The organism is Streptomyces sp. SP17BM10, assembly GCF_036322405.1.
Taxonomy (GTDB): domain Bacteria; phylum Actinomycetota; class Actinomycetes; order Streptomycetales; family Streptomycetaceae; genus Kitasatospora.
In genome coordinates this window covers 1-762 of the sequence record NZ_JAQYXB010000428.1, presented here as the reverse complement: position 1 = coordinate 762, position 762 = coordinate 1, and the positions used below count along the sequence as shown (strand labels likewise).

1 protein-coding gene is annotated in these 762 nt (G+C 70.9%); it reads right to left on the bottom strand.

Annotation, left to right across the window (positions count from 1 at the left end):
- Position 1: 1 nt before the first annotated feature.
- The coding region (locus PUR71_RS04555; protein WP_329925012.1) for an ABC transporter ATP-binding protein at positions 2-762 on the bottom strand (761 nt) is incomplete at its 5' end.

The window sequence follows — 762 nt, the reverse complement described above, 5'->3', positions numbered from 1 at the left end:
GTCAGCTGGTGCGGCCCTTGGCGTCGAAGCGGCGCATGCGGTCCAGGACGGTGTCGGCGGTGGGGTTGGGGAGTTCGTCGACGATGCGGCCGTCGGCGAGGAAGACGACGCGGTCGGCGTAGGAGGCGGCGACGGGGTCGTGGGTGACCATGACGACGGTCTGGCCGAGTTCGCGCACGGAGTTGCGCAGGAAGGAGAGGATCTCGGCGCCGGAGCGGGAGTCGAGGTTGCCGGTGGGTTCGTCGGCGAAGATGATGTCGGGCTTGCCGGCGAGGGCGCGGGCGCAGGCGACGCGCTGCTGCTGGCCGCCGGAGAGCTGGGAGGGGCGGTGGCTGAGGCGGCCGGAGAGGCCGACGGTCTCGACGACGCGGTCGAGCCAGGCCTTGTCGGTCCTGCGGCCGGCGATGTCCATCGGGAGGGTGATGTTCTCCAGGGCCGTGAGGGTGGGCAGGAGGTTGAAGGCCTGGAAGATGAAGCCGATGTGGTCGCGGCGCAGCTGGGTGAGCTGCTTGTCCTTCAGTCCGACGAGTTCGGTGTCGCCGATGGTGGAGGATCCGGAGGAGACGGTGTCGAGGCCGGCCATGCAGTGCATGAGGGTGGACTTGCCGGAGCCGGAGGGGCCCATGATGGCGGTGAACTCGCCCTGGGGGAACTCGACGCTGACGTTGTCCAGGGCGACCACGCGGGTCTCCCCCTCCCCGTAGACCTTGTTCAGGCCGGTGGCGCGGGCGGCCGCCCGGCCGGTGCGGACGGCGGTTGCGG